The organism is Streptomyces sp. NBRC 110611 (genome assembly GCF_001590865.1).
Classification (GTDB): domain Bacteria; phylum Actinomycetota; class Actinomycetes; order Streptomycetales; family Streptomycetaceae; genus Streptomyces.
This window is the reverse complement of record NZ_BBUY01000002.1, coordinates 703,682-720,470: the sequence shown is the minus strand read 5'-3', so window position 1 is coordinate 720,470 and position 16,789 is coordinate 703,682. Positions and strand designations below refer to the sequence as shown.

The following is a 16,789-nucleotide window of genomic DNA, read 5'->3' as shown; positions in this document are numbered from 1 at the left end:
CGGGCGCGGCCAGCAGCCCCGCCGCTGCCGCGCCGAGCGCCGCCAGCGCCACGATCACCAGGAAGTCCGTCATGTCCGGCACCTGCCTTCCGGGGGCACCTCGTCGTCCGGCGGCACCTCGCTGTCCAGGGGTACCTCGTCGTCCACGGACACCGAACCGTCCGGGGGTACCTCGCCGCCTGCCGGGTCGAAGCGGTAGCCCGCGCCCCAGACCGTCGTCACCAGCCGGGGTGCGGCCGGATCCGCCTCGATCTTCTCCCGCAGCCGCCGCACATGCACCGTCACCGTCGACAGATCACCGAACTCCCACCCCCACACCCGCTGCAGCAGCTCTTCCCGGGAGAACACCCGCCCCGGGTTGCGCATCAGGAAGACCAGCAGGTCGAACTCGCGGGCGGTGAGGGAGAGTTCCCGCCCGCCACGGTCGGCCCGCCGGGCGCCCGGGTCGGCGGTGAGGCCACCGGTGCGCAGGACGGGGGAGGGCGCCGCGGCCGGCGGCGCGGACTCCGCGCGGCGCAGCACCGAACCGATCCGCAGCACCAGCTCCCGTGGACTGAACGGCTTGACCACATAGTCGTCCGCGCCCAGCTCCAGGCCGAGGACGCGGTCCGCCTCCTCGCCGCGCGCCGTCAGCATCACCACCGGGACCGCCGGCCCGTCGTCCGTGCGCCGCAGCCGGCGGCACACCTCCAGACCGTCGATGCCGGGGAGCATCAGATCGAGGACGACCAGATGCGGACGGAAGGCCGCGGCCCGGTCGAGGGCGGCGAAGCCGTCGGCGGCGTGCTCGGTGGTGTAGCCGGCGCGGGAGAGGTAGCCGGTGACGACCTCGGCGACAGTGGGATCGTCCTCGACCACCAGCACACGCCGTGGCGGCCCCGGTACGGGGGCGGGGGCAGGGGAGGGCGGCGGAGCGGAGGGCGGTATGGGGCGGTGCACGGCTGTCAGCGAGCCCTTCCCGGGAGGTACGTCATGCCTCCAGCCAACACCAGACGGTGCCGCGGTGCGCGCCCGGACCCCGCTCCGTAAGAAACCGGTAACCGCCGAACCCGGTAACCGCCGAACCTGGCAACCGGCGATGTCGGCGACCGGCGGTGTCGGCAACCGGCGGTGCCGGAAGCGCAAGCACCCGGTGGCCGGCCCTCAGCCCTCCAGTGCCTCCCGTACCCGCCGCGACACCTTGATCGCATACAGGTCGAGCACCCCCGGCGGCTCCGCGAGGCCCGGTCCGCCGGAGCGGATCCACGCCGCGATGTCCGCCAGCGCCGCATCGTCGTTGACGAGGCCCAGCCAGACGGGTCGCCCACCCGCGGCCCGGCCCGCTGCCGACGGCTGGACCACCACCACATTCGCCTGGTCGCAGACGTCCAGGCACTCCGAGGCCCGCACCGGCGCCGCCCCGTCCAGTGCCGCCCGCAGCCGGGGTATCTGTCCGCTGTGGTCGACACCGGGAATCTTGGCCGGATCGCCACAGCAGCAGCCACGGCACACGGTGACCCGGCAGGGAGCCGCGGAGGCCGTCGCCCGGTCGGCACGCTCGTTGATCATCCGGCCCATGGTACGCGGGGCGTCGCGAGGCGCATATGCGTCCCTGCCGCCGAATAGGAACCCACCTCGACGGGATAGACATCCGGGCATGCCCACAACCGAGCCTCCGGCGCAGCCCGCGTCCCAGTCCCCGTCCCGGCCCACGCCCCAACCCCAACCCCACTCTCAACCCCGCCGGCCCGGGGCCTTACCGGAGACGGACATCCCCGGCCCGGCCGGCCTCCCCCTGCTCGGCTCGATGCTCGACCTGCGGCGCGACCCCCTCGGCACCTTCCTCGACGCCCAGCGGGCACACGGTGACGTGGTCCGCCTGCAGGCCGGCCCGCCCGGTTTGCGCAGCGTCTTCCACGCGGTCTTCGCGCCCGAGGGCGTCCAGCAGATCCTCGCCTCCCAGGCCGCCAACTTCCGCAAGGACCACCCGTTCTACGAGGAGGTCCGGCAGTCCTTCGGCAACGGCCTGCTCACCAGCCAGGACGCCGACTACCTCCGTCAGCGCCGGCTCGTGCAGCCCCTGTTCACCAGGCGCCGGGTGGACGGCTACGCCTCCGCGGTGGCGACCGAGGCCGGCGCCCTCGCCGACCGCTGGCGCGCCGCCCGGAACGGCACCGTCGACCTGGTCCCGGAGATGAACCGGCTCGCGCTGCGCACCGTCTCCCGGATCCTCTTCGGCCTGGACGCCGAGGAGGCCGTAGCGGCCATTCACCGGTGTGCGCCGGTCGTCAACGCCTATGTCGTCCAGCGCGCCTACCTCCCCGTGAAGCTGCCGCGCCGCTGGCCCACCCCCGGCAACCTGCGGGCACGGGCTGTCACGGACGAGCTGAACGCCCTGTGCGACCGGATCATCGCCGGCCGCCGGGCCGTGTCCCGTACCGCCGACGCCCCCCACGGCCCTGACGGCCCTCACCGCCCCGATGGCCGTACGGCCGACACCCCGGACCGCCGGCACGGCGACGACCTGCTCTCCCTCCTCTCCGCCGCCGGCAACGCCGAGGACGGTTCCCTCGACCCGACCGAGATCCGCGAACAGGTCCTGATCTTCCTGCTCGCCGGCCACGAGACCACCGCGACCTCACTCGCCTTCACCCTCCACCTCCTCGCCCGGCACCCCGACGAACAGGCCGCCGTCCACGAGGAGATCGACCGCGTCCTCGGCGACCGCACCCCCACCGCCGCCGACCTCGACCGGCTGCCGTATCTGACCCAGGTGCTCAAGGAGGCCATGCGGCTCTACCCGGCGGCGCCGATCGTCAGCCGACGGGCCGTGGACACCACCGAGATCGGCGGATTCCGCATCCCGGCCGGCGCCGATGTGGTCGTCGCGCCCTGGGTCACCCACCGCAACCCGGCGCTCTGGGCGGACCCCGAACGCTTCGACCCGCGGCGCTTCGCGCCTGAGCGGGAGGCCGGGCGGCACCGTTACGCCTGGTTCCCGTTCGGCGGCGGCCCGCGGGCCTGTATCGGCCAGCACTTCTCGATGCTGGAGTCCGTACTGGCGCTGGCCATGCTGCTCCGCTCGTACGAACTGGAGGCCGTGGACCGGGAGGTGCCGGTGGCCGCCGGCATCACCCTCCAGGCGACCGGCCCGGCCCGGGTACGACTGCGCCCACGCGGCGGAACGGGGGAGCGGGGCCGTGGCAGGCCGTAGGTGGGTGGACGGGTAGGCAGGTGGGAGGGGGCGGGGTGGAACGGAGGGAACGGGGCGGGGAAACGCGAACGCCGATCATAAACGCAACGAAAATAGCGTTTGCATTTCGGTGGCGCTTCCCCTACGGTCATCACCGGTCCCATTGCCGCCGATTGGAGAAGGCCGTTGCTCGTCTGAGGTCCTGAGACACCGCGCCCGCGTACGAGGGAGCGCCTCCCGTGCCCGTTCAGGGCTATGGGCGGAGCCTCGGGCGGTCCTGTCCACGACCTCGGAGCGTCACCCGGCCGCCGACCCGGCACCACCTCGACGCCCCTCCGCCCGCGGTGTCTCTCTGCGCAGCCCCACCCCTTCCCGAGCGCTCAGGAGACCCGTATGCCACACCCCGCCTCCGCCACCCCCTCCGCGGCCCACCGCGCCATCGTCTGCACCGGCCTCGGCTACACCTGGCCCGACGGCACCCCCGTCCTCGACGACCTCCACCTCTCCGTCGGCGCCGGCCGCACCGGTCTCATCGGCCTCAACGGATCAGGAAAATCCACCCTGTTGAAGCTGATCGCCGGCCGGCTGACCCCCACCGCCGGCAGCATCAAGGTCACCGGCGAGGTCGGCTACCTCCCCCAGCACGCCCCGCTCGACACCCACCTCCGCGTCGACCAGGCCCTCGGCATCGCCGCGGCCCGCGCCGCACTCCACGCCATCGAGAACGGCGACCCCGCCGAGGAACACTTCACCGCCATCGGCGACGACTGGGACGTCGAAGAACGCGCCCGCGCCACCCTCGACCAGGTCGGACTGCACGGCATCGGCCTCGACCGCACCATCGGCGAGATCTCCGGCGGCGAATCCGTACTCCTGCGCCTGGCCGCCCTCCTCCTGCGCCGCCCGGACGTCCTCCTCCTCGACGAACCCACCAACAACCTCGACCGGCCCGCCCGGCAACGGCTCCACGCAGCGGTCGGCGGCTGGTCCGGCGTCCTCGTCATCGTCAGCCACGACCGCGAACTCCTCCAGCTCGTCGACCGGATCGCCGACCTCCGCGACGGAGAGATCCACTGCTACGGCGGCAACTACGACGCATACGCCCACGCCCTCGCCGTCGAACAGGAAGCCGCCGCGCGCACCCTCCGCACCGCCGAGGCCGACGTGCAACGCCAGAAACGCGAACTCGCCGACGCACAGGTGAAGCTGGCCCGCCGGGTCCGCTACGGAAACAAAATGACCGCCAACAAACGCGAGCCGAAGATCGTCATGAACGGCCGCAAAGCGGAGGCCCAGGTATCCGCCGGCAAACACCGCACCCTGCACACCGAACGCCTCAAAGAAGCCAGAGAACGCCTCGACGAGGCCGCCCAAGCGGTCCGCGACGACGACGAAGTCCGCATCGACCTGCCGCATACCGCCGTCCCGCCCGGCCGCACCGTCCTCACCCTGCACGCCCTGCGGGCCCGCCACGGCATCCGCGCCGACCTGGAGGTACACGGCCCCGAACGGATCGCGCTCACCGGACGCAACGGCTCCGGCAAGACCACCCTCCTCCGCACCCTCGCCGGTGACCTCCCGCCGCAGGCCGGAACGGCACAGATCCACGTCCCGCACCGCTTCCTCCCCCAGCGCCTGGACGTCCTCGACGACACCCTCGGCATCGTCGAGAACGTCGCCCGCTTCGCCCCCGAGGCCACCAACAACCACATCCGCGCCCGGCTCGCCCGCTTCCTGTTCACCGGCGCCCGCGCCGACCAGCGAGCCGGCACCCTCTCCGGCGGCGAACGCTTCCGCGCCTCACTCGCCGCCCTGATGCTCGCCGAACCCGCCCCCCAGCTCCTGATGCTCGACGAGCCCACCAACAACCTCGACATGGCCTCGGTCCGCCGGCTCGTCACCGCCCTCGAGTCCTACCGGGGCGCCCTCCTCGTCGTCAGCCACGACCTGCCGTTCCTCCGCGAACTCGGCATCACCCGCTGGCTCACCCTGGAGGACGGTGAACTGACCGACACCGAACCCCTCTCACCGGCGTAGCCGGCGAACCACACGACGCGAACAGCGCCAAACTCTCCCCGCACTGCGAATGCAGCGGCTCCGGCAGCGCATCCGGCGCACACCACGCGAGCGCGTCGAACTTGTGCGGCTCGCCGATCCTCACCCTGCCCGGCTCCACCTGTACGGCGAAGACCACCGCGACCCAGTGCGATGCGACCGGATCCCCCCGCAGAACATTGCGCACCCCGATCCGCTCGATGGCGAGCGGCCGCACGCCGTACTCCTCCGCCACCTCCCGCGCCACGGCCGCCTCGAAGGTCTCACCGAACTCCAGCGCTCCGGCGCCGCAGTCCCACGTCCCCGGCTCGTCCCGGGCCCCCGCACCCCGCCGCGCCAGCAACACCCGCCCCGCACCGTCATGACACACGAACACGCACGACACCGTCGGCCGCACCACAACCCCTCCCGCAAGAGTCGGACACACCAGCAACCCGGGGACACCCTCGGATGTCCCCGGACACCCCGGATGCCCCCGCATACCTGGACGCCCCCGGACACCTGGACGTCCCCGGACACCCGGACGTCCCCGGACACCCAGACGCCCTGGGCATCCCCTGCGCTCTCAGAGAGCACTCCCGCGCACCCTAGGCACGCAAGCAACCCACCCGCACCGGGATTTCACCGGGACCAGCACTCAGGCCGCCGGCCCGCCCTCCCACACCGCCAGCCGCCGCGTACTCTCGAACCGCCGCACCCGCCCGTCCACGGGATCGGTGAACTCCAGCACCTTCGCCAGCAGTTGGAGCGGCGCCCCGAAATCCTCATCCTGATGCCGACCCGCATCCGCATCCCGATCCCGATCCCGATCCCGATCCTGCGACGCCGGGTACAGCGGATCATTGACGATCGGCAACCCCAGCCCGCTCATATGCACCCGCAGCTGATGCGTACGCCCCGTCACCGGCAGCAGCCGGTACCGCCCCAGCCCGCCCCGCCGCTCCACCAGCTCGATCCGGCTCTCCGCATTGACCTCACCGGCCACCTCCCGGACAGCCGGCACCCCCCGCTCCTTCACGATCCGGCTGCGCACCGTCACCGGCAGCGCCACCTCCCCGTCGTACGCCGCCACCGCCTCGTACTCCTTGCGCACCCGCCGCTCGCCGAACAGGCCCTGGTAGGCGCCCCGGTCCTCGGGCCGTACCACGAACAGCACCAGCCCCGCCGTCAACCGGTCCAGCCGATGCGCCGGCTGCAGCGCGGGCAGCCCCAGCTCACGCCGCAGCCGGGCCAGCGCCGTCTCCCTGACGTGCCCGCCCCGCGGAGTCGTGGCCAGAAAGTGCGGCTTGTCGGCGATCACCAGCCGCTCGTCCCGATGGACCACACCCATCTCGAACGGCACCGTGACCTCCGGCGCGAAGTCCCGGTGAAACCACACGTAGCGCCCCGCCACATACGGCTCACCGCCGCTCAGCGCCCCGTCCACCCCGACGAACCGCCCCGCACCGAGCATCTCCTCCACCCGCCCGGCCCCGATCGCCCCCTGGAACCGGTCGACCAGATGATCCCGCACCGTCCCCCACACCCCTTCCGGATCCGCGGGCAACCGCACCCGCACCGGATCAACCCCCTCACGCTGAGGAAGCGGGGCAGGCGGAACAGTCGATCGGCGTCTCATAGCGACAGGCACACCTCGGCTCGGCACACGCACACCCGGACCGCAATCAGGGAACACAAACCACCAGCGCCCGCCTGACCGAAGCCAGAGCGGGCGCTGATGATCAAAGTGTCCGAGGGGGGACTTGAACCCCCACGCCCGATAAAGGGCACTAGCACCTCAAGCTAGCGCGTCTGCCATTCCGCCACCCGGACAAGGTGTCTGCCGTTCCGGCCTGGGCCGTTCCGACGTGGAAAACAATAGCAAACCTTCGCGGGTGGTCGATCACCCGCACATCCAGCCGGGGACCCGGCCGCGATCAAGGCTGTGACCAGGGCATGTCGGCAACATTGCGGCCTTGGGTACAGCGCCCGTCGGGTGGAGGATGGCCGTGGACCCCTGCCGCGGACCGCACCCCCGGGGCGCGTGAGCGGCCGTGAACCAAGAGGAGGCACTGTGAGCGAGCTGCGCGAGCGAGCCATGAGAAGGCGCGAGCCCTGCGAAGGCCGGGCCGGGCGAAGCGAGGTTCCGGCATGAGCGAGTCGCAGCCGGCCCGTACGGTCACGGGCGAGGACGAGGTCGTCGACCTGTGCCGGGACCTCATCAGGATGGACACCAGCAACTACGGCGACCACTCGGGCCCGGGCGAGCGGGCCGCCGCCGAGTACGTCGCGGAGAAGCTCGCCGAGGTCGGCCTGGAGCCGAAGATCTACGAGTCGCACAAGGGCCGCGCCTCGACCGTCGCCCGGATCGAGGGCGCGGACCCGTCGCGGCCCGCGCTCCTCATCCACGGGCACACCGACGTCGTACCGGCCAACGCCGACGACTGGACCCACCACCCCTTCTCCGGGGAGATCGCCGACGGATGCCTCTGGGGCCGCGGCGCGGTCGACATGAAGGACATGGACGCCATGACCCTCGCCGTCGTCCGTGACCGGCTGCGCACCGGACGTAAACCGCCCCGCGACATCGTGCTGGCGTTCGTCGCGGACGAGGAGGCCGGCGGCACGTACGGCGCGCGCTACCTCGTCGACAACCACCCGGAGCTCTTCGACGGCGTGACGGAGGCGATCAGCGAGGTCGGCGGCTTCTCGTTCACCGTCAACGAACAGCTGCGGCTGTATCTGATCGAGACGGCCCAGAAGGGCATGCACTGGATGAAGCTGACCGTGGACGGGTCCGCCGGCCACGGTTCGATGATCCACAAGGACAACGCGATCACGGAGCTGTCCGAGGCCGTCGGGCGGCTGGGCCGGCACGAGTTCCCGGTGCGGGTCACCAAGACGCTGCGGGTGTTCCTGGACGAGCTCGGGGACGCGCTGGGCACCGAACTCGACCCGGAGGACATGGACGACACGCTGGCCAAGCTCGGCGGCATCGCCAAGCTGATCGGCGCCTCGCTGCGGAACACCGCCAACCCCACGCAGCTCGGCGCCGGCTACAAGGTCAACGTGATCCCGGGCCAGGCCACGGCGCACGTCGACGGACGGTTCCTGCCCGGTTACGAGGAGGAGTTCCTGGCCGACCTGGACCGCATCCTGGGCCCCCGGGTCAAGCGCGAGGACGTCCACGCGGACAGGGCGCTGGAGACGACGTTCGACGGGCCGCTGGTGGCGGCGATGCAGTCCGCACTCCAGGCCGAGGACCCGATCGCGCGTGCCGTCCCGTACATGCTCTCGGCCGGTACGGACGCCAAGTCCTTCGACGACCTGGGGATCCGGGGGTTCGGCTTCGCGCCGCTGAAGCTGCCGCCGGAGCTGGACTTCGCGGGGATGTTCCACGGGGTGGACGAGCGGGTGCCGGTGGACGCGCTGAAGTTCGGGGTGCGAGTACTCGACCGCTTCATCGACCAGAGCTGACACCTGAAAGGAACACTGGGACGCCGGGACGCCGGGACGCCGGGACGCCGGGACGCCGGGACGCCGGGACGCCGGGAATGCCGGCAACGCCGAACCCCTGCCAGGCGGTTGACGTCCTGGTGGCCCCGGCCGAATTCCCGTTCCATCCCTGTCTCATCCCTGGTCCGTTCCTGACTGTCCCTGGTTCGTCCCAGGGCTGACCTGAGCCGAATCCGGCGCGGATCTCCTGCCTTTCGCGCCGGATTCGCTGAAATGGGTGAACGGTCCGATGTGTTCGTAGCTTCAAAGTCTTTTCCTCGTTGCAGTGGGTGCGGTCCGCGGCTGGGATCGCATTTGCGTACAAGGAGGAAGAATGATCAAGAGGATCGTCGCTGCGGTGACGGTTGCCGGTGGCCTCGCGCTCGCCGGTGCCGGCCAAGCCGTTGCCGACGCGGGTGCCCAGGGCGCTGCCGCGCAGTCCCCGGGCTTCGCCTCTGGCAACAACGTTCAGGTGCCGGTCCACGTGCCGGTGAACGCCTGCGGCAACACGATCTCCGTGGTCGGTCTGCTGAACCCCACCTTCGGCAACTACTGCGTCAACAAGTGACTTTCGACGTCGATCGACGTCGTACTCGAACCCGTAAGGGCCGGATCCGCAAGGGTCCGAAACCCGTAAGGGTCTGAACCGGCTCGGCTCCGGATTGCATGCCGTCTGATGCCATGCATCCCGGAGCCGCTGGGTATTTCGGTGGGCGGGTGGAGTGGAGCTCCGCGGACCTCTCCGCGGGTATCGCCATCCGCGCGCATTCCTGTAAGGCACGAGGCAGGGGAACATTCTATGAGGCAGGTCGCACGAAAGGGCCTGATCACCATGGCGGCAGCGGGCGGAGTGCTCGCCGCGGCCACCGGCTACGCACACGCGGCCACCGGTGCCACCGGAGGCGCGGTCAACTCGCCCGGTGTGGCATCCGGCAACCACATCCAGGCACCCGTAGACGTACCGGTGAACGTCTGCGGTAACACCTTCAACGTCGTCGGACTGCTCAATTCGTCCTTCGGCAACCGCTGCGCCAACACCGACGCCAACGCCAAGGCCAACGGCGACGGTCACCACAGCGGCACGCACCACGGGGGCCACCACCAGGGCGGTCAGCACGATCAGGGCCGGCACCATGACCAGGGCCGGAACCATGACCAGGGCCGGAACCACGGTGGCTCCACGGCCGTCGGCAAGGCCGCCAACTCGCCTGGTATCGCCTCCGGCAACGTCGTCCAGGCACCGGTCCACGTCCCCGTGAACGTCTGCGGCAACACCATCGACGTCGTCGGGCTGCTCGATGAGTCCTTCGGCAACAACTGCGTCAACGGCAACGGCAACGGCTCGTCGACGACCCCGAGCCACCCGGACCACCCCGGCAACCCGGATCACCCTGGTAACCCGGACCACCCGGACAAGCCGAAGGACCCGGGCACGCCGGACAACCCCGGAACGTCGCCCGACACGGGGAAGGCGCACCACCCGGACACCCCGGGTGCCCCAGGCGCAAAGCCGCAGACCGCGCCGCAAGGCCATGCCGCGGCGCCCCACGCGTCGGCCCAGCAGCTCGCGCACACCGGAGCCGGGGCGATCGGCTACGCGGTCCCGGCCAGCGCCGGGCTCCTGCTCGGCGGCGCGGTGCTCTACCGGAAGGCGCGTACCGCCCGCCGATGATCAGCCGCACTTAGCGCCCTGATCAGCCACACCCTGCGCACCCGCGCACCACGGAGCGGGCCCCACCACCCCGGGGCCCGCTCTCCCACACGCACCCGCCTACACACACCCCCACCTCCCCGATTGGTGCCGCTCCATCGGTGCCGCTCACCCCACTCCGACCCGTCACCGCTCACCACGTGGCGCGGAACTGGCGGATGATCCGGCGACGCAACCGCACCTTGCGGCTACCGTCCGGGTTCAGTCGCAGTCGGTCCAACTCCCAGTGTCCGTACTCGGCATGGTCGGTCAGCAAGCGTGTGGCGGCCTTCCGGGAGACGCCCCGAGGCACGTACACATCGCAGAATTCGTATTCCGGCATCGCATCTATTGTGCGGGACCGGCCCCGGTACGGATAGCGTCTGCACTATGTCTGATGCTGCGCAGCCCTCCGCTGCCGAGGTACGTGCCGCCGCCGAGGCGGTCAAAGCCGCGCTGGACCGTCACCTCGACGCGGTCGAACGCCGCTCGGGAGCGGACGACCCGGCTGTCTACGCCGCGTTCGACGAGCTCGCCGCAGCGGCCGAGCTCTACGACGAACTGCTCTACGACACCTACGACGAGGTCACCCCCTTCGAGATCCCCGGGAACGACACCCTGCCCGCCTACGCGGGCCCCGAGGAGCCAAGCGCGCTGACGGTGCTGATCCGGCGCGACTACACCGTCGCCGAACCGCAGCGTCTGCTGCATCAGGCACAGCGCATCGCCGACCTCGACCCGGATGCTGCCGATGGCGCGGTCGGCGTGCTCGGCACGGCAGGCGACGACGCGGATACCGACGCTGCTGCGATCGTCGGCAGCAGTGTGCATGCGGCGCTCGGTGTCCTGTTCGGGGAATTCGAACCGGACGAGATCGCCTCCCGGCACCAGGAGTTCGGCTTGGAGGAGGGCGACTCCACCCTGTGGGTGGCGGCCGCCGACGACCCGGCCGAGCCCGGAGAGTGGCTCTCCGCCCCGTTCGACCAGGCGGACCCTCAGCGGGTGGTATGTCGCTTCGACGTCAGCGCGGTATTCGACGAGGGGCTCGATGAAGACGACGTGAACGATGTGCTGGAGGCGCGCGACCACGACGGCTGATGCTGACGCTCGGGCGTTACGTCTTGCCTCCTCACCTCGGCGTCCCCTCCACGCCCGCACCCTCGCCCCCCACGCCCTCGCCCCCGCGTGTTCGCGCCCCCCGGCCCGCACCGTTGCCCGTGCCCGGTTGTGCTGCGTTGGTGTTGTTGTGCTGCGGTCCGGGGTGGTTGGTGGGGCGGGGCTGGGGGGGCGTTGTGGGGCGGGCGGGGGTTGGGCGCTGGGGTTGGAGCGTCGGCGCTGGTGGCGGGGGTGGGGGCGGGGCGTTGGGGCTTCCGGGTTGGGGGCTGTCGGGGGCTTGGTGTGGGGGGTGTTTGTTGGGTGGGGTGTGCGGCGTGGTCGGCCTTGTTGGGGGCCGCCTCTTCCTTGTTACGGCAACGATTACGGAGAGTTATTTGTTCCTGGGGGTTTGTTGCTTTCTGTGATGGTTGGGTGGAGGTGTTGGTGGTGTTGATGGGGTGTCAGGGGGTTGGTTCGGGGTGGGAGGTTTGGCGGAGGAGGGTGCGGAGGCGGGTGGTGCGTTCCTTGGCGGGGAGGTTGGTGACGGCGTGGGGGAGTGCCTGGTCTGCGCCTTGGACGACGGAGAGGTGGCGTCCGCCGCGGCTGAAGGCGGTGTAGACCCAGGCCCGGGTCAGGCCGCCGGTGGCGTCGCCGGGGAGGACGGCGACGGCCGCCGGCCAGCGGGATCCTGCTGCCTGGTGGGCGGTGAGCGCCCAGCCGTGGCGTACGGCTCCGGCCTGCACCTGCTCGCGTGGCACGACGACGGCGGAGCCCGCGCAGTCCAGATGCAGGCCGGTGGCATCCGCGCCGGTGACGGTGCCGGGCACCGTACGGCCGGGGGCCGGGGAGTAGGCGACGCGGTCGCCGGGGTCGAAGCCGCCGAAGCGGCCGGGGCCGGGATTGAGGCGTTCCTTGAGGGCCGTGTTGAGTACGCGGGTGCCGGCCGCACCACCATGGCCGACCGTGATGACCTGGGTCTGGTTGGCGGGGATGCCGAGTGCGCGGGGCACGGAGTCGGCGACCAGCTGGACGGTACGGTGTACCGCTTCGCCGGCGTCGCGCACCGGGACTAGTATCACCTCCTTGCCAGGGGCTTCGACCTCGTTCAGTTCGCCGATTCCGATGCCCGAGACGAGTTCGCCGATCGGGCCGAAGTCCGGGGTGCGGGAGGCGACTTGGGCGCCGAAGCGGGCCGCGAGGAGATCGGCGAAGAGCCGGCCGGGGCCGGCGGACCACAGGACTCCGGGGTCGCCGCTGAGAACCAGGCGGGTGCCGTCGGTCAGGGACTCGACGAGCAGCGCGGCGGTTTCCAGGCCGAGTTGGGGAGCGTCCAGCACCACCAGGAGATCGAGGGCGAGGGTGCCGTCCGCGTCCCGGCCGGGGCCCTCCTGTCCGGAGAGCAGCCCCGATACGGTCACGGCTGCCGCGGTGACGGCCTCGGCGGGTTCGTCCGGCGCGAGTTCGGTGAGGTGTGCGGCCAGGCGCCGGCGGCCGTTCTCGGTGTGGGTGGCGCCGAAGGCTCGTAGGCCCAGCGTGCGGGCTGCGGAGATCAGTGCGGCGGGTTCGGCGCGGGCCGCCTCGGCGCCCGTATGGGTCACCAGGCCGTGATGCGCGGCGGCGCGGATCAGTTCCGCGGCCGATGGTGTGGGTGCGGCAACGGCGGCGGCCTCCCAGTCGGCGGGGGCGGGGGAGGAGGTGGGAGGGGGAGAGGCGGAGTGGGCGGCGGCGGGCGTCTCCGGTGTCGGGGGCGGCTCGGGGGTGAGCAGCGGCTCGGGAGTGGGGAGCGGCTCGAAGGTGTTGAGCAGGCGTGCCAGGCCGTCGGCGATGCTCTCCTCGGCCATGGCGTAGCGGTCCAGAGCGAGGAGGATCCGGACCGCCGGTTCCTCTTCCTCGTCCGCGGTGGCTGCCGCGGGGCGCGCTCGGCCCGGTTCGTCGATCGCGTCCTGGAAGACCAGCACCGATCCGTCCGCGATCGCGGTCTGCAGTGCGTCATCGGGGTCGGGCACGGCGCGCTGGGCGAGCGCCGCACGGAGTGCGGCGGCTTCCAGCGCGGAGTGTCCCGCGAGGGCGGCCTGTTCCAGCAGCCAGCCGATCAGTGCCTGTGCGCGCCGTTCGTCGCCCGGTCCGGCGGCGGGGCCGAGCAGCGCCCGGGCGAACCCGTCGGCCTGTTCGGGGCGGACTCCGGGCACCGCGAGCAGCTGCCAGGGGTCCTCGCCGAGTGCCTCGGCGGCCCGTTCCCCGAGCACCTCGGCGGTCCGCTCGGCCAGCGCCTCGGGGGCGCCGCCCGCGGCGAGGACCTGCCGTACGCCGTCGAGGCCGGGGGCGGCGGGCGCGGCGGGACGGGGCGGGGGAGCGGTGGCCGGACCGGCGGCCGGGGTGGTGTCGGCGGGCGGGGGAGTGGCGCCGTCCGAGAGGGGTGCCCCGGACGGTACGGATCCGGAGGCGCCTACGGGCGGTGTGGCGGTGATGGCTGTCGTGGCCGGCACGGAGGGGCGGGCGGGGGCCGGGCCTTCGGTGCCGTCCGAGGGGTGCTGCTGGGTGACCGCCGGGGCGGAACCGGACGGTGTGGCCGGCCCGCTCTGCGGTCGGGGGCTGCCGGCGGCTGGGGTGCCCTCGGCGGGGCCGGGGGCGGCCGGTGGTGCCCCGGCCCCGGCACCGGCACCGGTGGCGGGCGCGGCCGGTGGGGTGGGGCGGGGGCGGGGGGCCTCGGCGAAGAAGGAGGCCGCGGAGCGCTCACCGCGCTCCACGGCGCGTACGGCAGCCGCCAGCGCCGCCGCGGTTGCCTTGGCCGGCGCGGCCGCCGCAGTGGGCTCGTGCCCCGTCGCGGTGTCCGCCTCCGGGGCATCCGCGGGCCTTGCCGCGCCCTCCTGCTCGGGCGGGGTCTCGGCGGCGCGGCGGTCGGTACTCACAGCGTGCTCCAGTCGTGGTCGGGGTAGCGGTGCACCGGAGCCGACACATCGTCCAGCGCCCGGCAGATTTCGTCAGGAAGACTAAGGCTCTCCACTGACAATGCCGCTCTGAGCTGCTGCGCTGTGCGCGCACCGAGGATCGGGGCGGCTACGCCGGGCCGGTCGCGGACCCAGGAGAGCGCGACCTGGAGCGGGGTGACGGCCAGTCCGTCGGCGGCGGTCGCGACCGCCTCGACGACCCGGCTCGCGGGCTCGTCGAGGTAGGGCGCCACGAACGCCGCCAGGTGATCCGAGGCGCCACGTGAGTCGGCCGGGGTCGCACGGCGGTACTTGCCGGTCAGTACCCCTCTGCCGAGGGGGGACGACGGCAGTACGCCGATGCCGAGGTCGAGGGCGGCGGGCAGTACCTCGCGCTCGATGCCGCGCTGCAGGAGGGAGTACTCCATCTGCGCGCCGGCCAGCCGGTTGCGTATACCGGGCGCCGCGAGCTGCCAGGTCGCGGCCTTGGCGAGCTGCCAGCCGGAGAAGTTCGACACCCCGACGTAGCGGGCCCGGCCGGTGGTGACGGCGAGGTCGAGGGCCTGGAGCGTCTCGTCCAGGGGGGTCCGTGGGTCGAAGGCGTGCAGCTGCCAGAGGTCGACGTAGTCGGTGCCGAGCCGCCCCAGGGAGGCGTCCAGCGCGGCGAGGAGGTGGCGCCGGGAGCCGTCGACGCGGCGGTCCGCCTCCAGGACGCTGCCGGCCTTGGTGGCGATGACCAGGTCGTCGCGGGGGATGAGGCTCTCCGTCAGCCGGCCCAGGAGGTATTCGGCGCCGCCGTCGGCGTAGATGTCGGCGGTGTCCACGAGGGTGCCGCCGGCTTCCCAGAACGCCTTGAGCTGGTCGGCGGCTTCCTGCTCGTCCGTGCCACGGGCCCAGTTGAGGGTGCCGAGCCCGAGCCGGGACACGCGAAGGCCCGTTCGGCCGAGGTGCCTTTGCTCCATGACGCCTGACACTACGCGTCACGGCCGCGGATCAGGGGACCTGTGGATAACCCGCCGGTGACGCCCCGTGGCGGTGCGCGCTACAGTCCCCGCGACAGCGACGTTACTGGTCGGTACGTCGATGAGGTAGATGAGGTAAGGGGAGCGGTATGCGACTGGGCATCAACCTCGGCTACTGGGGCGCCGGGATGGACTCCGACAATCTCGTGGTGGCGCAGGAGGCCGACCGCCTCGGCTACTCCGTCTGCTGGGCCGCCGAGGCCTACGGCTCCGACGCCGCCACCGTGCTCTCCTGGGTCGCCGCCCGGACCGAGCGGATCGACGTCGGCTCGGGGATCTTCCAGATCCCCGCACGTACGCCCGCGATGACCGCGATGACCGCCGCGACCCTGGACTCGCTCTCCGGGGGCCGGTTCCGGCTCGGCCTCGGCGTCTCGGGACCGCAGGTTTCCGAGGGCTGGTACGGCGCCAAGTTCGACAAACCGCTGGCACGCACCCGCGAGTACGTGGACATCGTCCGTAAGGCGCTGAGCCGTGAGCGGCTGTCCTACGAGGGCGAGCACTGGACGCTGCCGCTGCCCGGTGGTCCCGGCAAGCCGCTGAAGCTCACCGTGCACCCACAGCGTGCGCACATCCCGCTGTACATCGCCGCGATCGGCCCCAGGAACCTCGAGCAGACCGGTGAGATCGCCGACGGTGCGCTGCTGATCTTCCCGTCCGCCGACCACCTGGAGGAGACTGCGGTCGCGCACCTCCGTACGGGCCGTGCGAAGGCGGGCAGGACGCTGGACGGCTTCGACGTCTGCCCGATGGTGCCGCTGGCCGTAGGGCCCGCCGGCGGGGACAGGGACATCAGCGCGCTGGCCGACATGTTCCGCCCGCACACCGCGCTGTACGTCGGCGGGATGGGCAGCCGCCGGCAGAACTTCTACAACCGGCTCGCGCAGCGCATGGGCTATGAGCGCGAGGCCGCCGAGATCCAGGAGAAGTACCTGTCCGGCGACAAGGACGGCGCCGCCGCGGCGGTCCCGGAGCCGCTGATCGACCAGACCACGCTGCTCGGCTCCGTCGAGCGGATCGCCGACCGGATGCAGGCGTACGCGGCGGCCGGTGTGACCACCCTGACGCTGGCACCGGCCGGCTTGACCCTGGACGAGCGCCTGGCCTCGCTGCGGGCCGGCGTGGAGGCCCTGGAGCGGGCCGGGCTGGCGTAGGGCTTCGGGGGCTGGGGGGCTGGGGGATCGCACCAGGGCGGAGGGCGCGAGGGCGGCGGGGAGGGGCGGGGCGCCGCGGCCGTGGTGGGGGCTCGGGGGATCTTCCCCGCCACGGCCGTCGGGCTGCACAACGCCGCCGTCGGTGGGCGGTTACGCGCCGCCACCGGGTGCGTATCCCCCCAACGGGTGTACGGACCGCC

The 16,789-nt window shown here is 72.1% G+C and carries 14 protein-coding genes and 1 tRNA gene; 7 read left to right on the top strand and 8 right to left on the bottom strand.

Annotated elements, in window-relative coordinates:
• Positions 1 to 69: 69 nt before the first annotated feature.
• The gene (locus tag AZE13_RS07695) at positions 70 to 939 is read right to left on the bottom strand and encodes a response regulator transcription factor (RefSeq protein WP_398780112.1); all 870 of its coding nucleotides are present in this window, start codon (positions 937 to 939) and stop codon (positions 70 to 72) included.
• Between the two features lie 204 nt (positions 940 to 1,143).
• Positions 1,144 to 1,548, bottom strand: coding sequence for a (2Fe-2S) ferredoxin domain-containing protein (locus tag AZE13_RS07690; RefSeq protein ID WP_181690276.1), 405 nt, complete (start codon positions 1,546 to 1,548; stop codon positions 1,144 to 1,146).
• A gap of 238 nt (positions 1,549 to 1,786) precedes the next feature.
• Between AZE13_RS07690 and AZE13_RS07685 the strand changes: the two genes are divergently transcribed.
• Positions 1,787 to 3,193 carry a cytochrome P450 gene (locus AZE13_RS07685; protein WP_066928267.1) on the top strand — a complete coding sequence of 469 codons (1,407 nt, stop codon included), beginning with the start codon at positions 1,787 to 1,789 and terminating at the stop codon, positions 3,191 to 3,193.
• A gap of 372 nt (positions 3,194 to 3,565) precedes the next feature.
• On the top strand, positions 3,566 to 5,209 hold the full coding sequence (locus tag AZE13_RS07680; protein WP_066928265.1) for an ABC-F family ATP-binding cassette domain-containing protein: 1,644 nt from the start codon (positions 3,566 to 3,568) through the stop codon (positions 5,207 to 5,209).
• Here AZE13_RS07680 and AZE13_RS07675 read toward each other — a convergent pair.
• The 3 genes from AZE13_RS07675 to AZE13_RS07665 form a co-directional block, all read right to left on the bottom strand.
• A complete protein-coding gene (locus tag AZE13_RS07675; RefSeq protein WP_079123780.1) occupies positions 5,157 to 5,708 on the bottom strand; it encodes an NUDIX hydrolase in 552 nt (183 codons plus the stop codon). The two genes, AZE13_RS07680 and AZE13_RS07675, sit on opposite strands and share 53 nt — an antisense overlap.
• 156 nt (positions 5,709 to 5,864) lie before the next feature.
• On the bottom strand, positions 5,865 to 6,845 hold the full coding sequence (locus AZE13_RS07670; RefSeq protein WP_066928261.1) for a pseudouridine synthase: 981 nt from the start codon (positions 6,843 to 6,845) through the stop codon (positions 5,865 to 5,867).
• Between the two features lie 109 nt (positions 6,846 to 6,954).
• Positions 6,955 to 7,039: transfer RNA gene (locus AZE13_RS07665), tRNA-Leu, on the bottom strand.
• A gap of 318 nt (positions 7,040 to 7,357) precedes the next feature.
• Between AZE13_RS07665 and AZE13_RS07660 the strand changes: the two genes are divergently transcribed.
• The 3 genes from AZE13_RS07660 to AZE13_RS38985 all read left to right on the top strand — a co-directional run bounded on the left by AZE13_RS07660 (position 7,358) and on the right by AZE13_RS38985 (position 10,373).
• Positions 7,358 to 8,683 (top strand): M20/M25/M40 family metallo-hydrolase, encoded by a 1,326-nt coding sequence (locus tag AZE13_RS07660; RefSeq protein WP_066928260.1) that lies wholly within the window; start codon positions 7,358 to 7,360, stop codon positions 8,681 to 8,683.
• 352 nt (positions 8,684 to 9,035) lie between these two features.
• The gene (locus AZE13_RS07655) at positions 9,036 to 9,269 is read left to right on the top strand and encodes a chaplin (protein WP_066928259.1); all 234 of its coding nucleotides are present in this window, start codon (positions 9,036 to 9,038) and stop codon (positions 9,267 to 9,269) included.
• Between the two features lie 231 nt (positions 9,270 to 9,500).
• Entirely contained in the window at positions 9,501 to 10,373 is an 873-nt protein-coding gene (locus AZE13_RS38985) for a chaplin (protein ID WP_066928258.1), read from the top strand.
• A 172-nt stretch (positions 10,374 to 10,545) separates the two neighbouring features.
• On the opposite strand, the gene AZE13_RS07645 is transcribed toward AZE13_RS38985, so the two are convergent.
• The gene (locus AZE13_RS07645; RefSeq protein WP_066928257.1) at positions 10,546 to 10,734 is read right to left on the bottom strand and encodes a DUF5703 family protein; all 189 of its coding nucleotides are present in this window, start codon (positions 10,732 to 10,734) and stop codon (positions 10,546 to 10,548) included.
• A 47-nt stretch (positions 10,735 to 10,781) separates the two neighbouring features.
• Between AZE13_RS07645 and AZE13_RS07640 the strand changes: the two genes are divergently transcribed.
• A complete protein-coding gene (locus AZE13_RS07640; protein ID WP_066928255.1) occupies positions 10,782 to 11,489 on the top strand; it encodes a hypothetical protein in 708 nt (235 codons plus the stop codon).
• A gap of 458 nt (positions 11,490 to 11,947) precedes the next feature.
• Here the strand turns inward: AZE13_RS07640 and AZE13_RS07635 are convergent, their stop codons facing one another.
• Both AZE13_RS07635 and AZE13_RS07630 read right to left on the bottom strand, forming a co-directional pair.
• On the bottom strand, positions 11,948 to 14,395 hold the full coding sequence (locus AZE13_RS07635; protein ID WP_066928253.1) for a helix-hairpin-helix domain-containing protein: 2,448 nt from the start codon (positions 14,393 to 14,395) through the stop codon (positions 11,948 to 11,950).
• Positions 14,392 to 15,375, bottom strand: coding sequence for an aldo/keto reductase (locus AZE13_RS07630; RefSeq protein WP_066928252.1), 984 nt, complete (start codon positions 15,373 to 15,375; stop codon positions 14,392 to 14,394). Before AZE13_RS07630 ends, AZE13_RS07635 begins: the two co-directional genes overlap by 4 nt.
• A 149-nt stretch (positions 15,376 to 15,524) precedes the next feature.
• Here AZE13_RS07630 and AZE13_RS07625 point away from each other — a divergent pair, with 149 nt between their 5' ends.
• Positions 15,525 to 16,589 carry an LLM class F420-dependent oxidoreductase gene (locus AZE13_RS07625; RefSeq protein ID WP_066928250.1) on the top strand — a complete coding sequence of 355 codons (1,065 nt, stop codon included), beginning with the start codon at positions 15,525 to 15,527 and terminating at the stop codon, positions 16,587 to 16,589.
• Positions 16,590 to 16,789: the final 200 nt, after the last annotated feature.

Excerpts from the sequence above, each read along its gene's own strand:
- AZE13_RS07690 (WP_181690276.1), bottom strand. The coding sequence starts at position 1,548 with ATGATCAACGAGCGTGCCGACCGGGCGACGGCCTCCGCGGCTCCCTGC.
- AZE13_RS07685 (WP_066928267.1), top strand. The coding sequence starts at position 1,787 with ATGCTCGACCTGCGGCGCGACCCCCTCGGCACCTTCCTCGACGCCCAG.
- AZE13_RS07680 (WP_066928265.1), top strand. The coding sequence starts at position 3,566 with ATGCCACACCCCGCCTCCGCCACCCCCTCCGCGGCCCACCGCGCCATC.
- AZE13_RS07675 (WP_079123780.1), bottom strand. The coding sequence starts at position 5,708 with ATGCGGGGGCATCCGGGGTGTCCGGGGACATCCGAGGGTGTCCCCGGG.
- AZE13_RS07670 (WP_066928261.1), bottom strand. The coding sequence starts at position 6,845 with ATGAGACGCCGATCGACTGTTCCGCCTGCCCCGCTTCCTCAGCGTGAG.
- AZE13_RS07660 (WP_066928260.1), top strand. The coding sequence starts at position 7,358 with ATGAGCGAGTCGCAGCCGGCCCGTACGGTCACGGGCGAGGACGAGGTC.
- AZE13_RS07655 (WP_066928259.1), top strand. The coding sequence starts at position 9,036 with ATGATCAAGAGGATCGTCGCTGCGGTGACGGTTGCCGGTGGCCTCGCG.
- AZE13_RS38985 (WP_066928258.1), top strand. The coding sequence starts at position 9,501 with ATGAGGCAGGTCGCACGAAAGGGCCTGATCACCATGGCGGCAGCGGGC.
- AZE13_RS07645 (WP_066928257.1), bottom strand. The coding sequence starts at position 10,734 with ATGCCGGAATACGAATTCTGCGATGTGTACGTGCCTCGGGGCGTCTCC.
- AZE13_RS07640 (WP_066928255.1), top strand. The coding sequence starts at position 10,782 with ATGTCTGATGCTGCGCAGCCCTCCGCTGCCGAGGTACGTGCCGCCGCC.
- AZE13_RS07630 (WP_066928252.1), bottom strand. The coding sequence starts at position 15,375 with ATGGAGCAAAGGCACCTCGGCCGAACGGGCCTTCGCGTGTCCCGGCTC.
- AZE13_RS07625 (WP_066928250.1), top strand. The coding sequence starts at position 15,525 with ATGCGACTGGGCATCAACCTCGGCTACTGGGGCGCCGGGATGGACTCC.